Below are 283 nucleotides of genomic sequence, written 5' to 3'. Positions count from 1 at the left end.
GAAGCTCATGGCGGGCTCGACGTGGGTGCGCAGGGTGAGGGTGTTGACGAACATGCCGACCAGGTCGTCGAGGGCGCGTTCGCCGCGGCCGGCGATGGGGGTGCCGATCGCGACGTCGGGGTCGGCGGTCAGGCGGGCGAGTAGGACCGCGAGGGCGGCGTGGATGACCATGAACAGGGTGCAGTTGTGGTCGCGGGCCAGTTCGGTGAGGGCGTGGTGGATTTCGGGGGGCAGCCCGAATCCGGTGTTGGCTCCGCGCATGGAGGGGATCGGTGGGCGGGGC

At 71.0% G+C, this 283-nt stretch carries 1 protein-coding gene; it reads right to left on the bottom strand.

The genetic code is table 11. The annotated features are described in order from the left end of the window. Positions 1–270, bottom strand: a 270-nt coding sequence (locus tag ON29_RS04230; RefSeq protein WP_373283847.1) for a condensation domain-containing protein, incomplete at its 3' end; no start/stop codon positions are given. Positions 271–283: the final 13 nt, after the last annotated feature.

The organism is Nocardia exalbida NBRC 100660 (genome assembly GCF_000308575.1).
GTDB lineage: Bacteria > Actinomycetota > Actinomycetes > Mycobacteriales > Mycobacteriaceae > Nocardia > Nocardia exalbida.
This window is presented reverse-complemented; position numbering and strand designations above follow the sequence as displayed.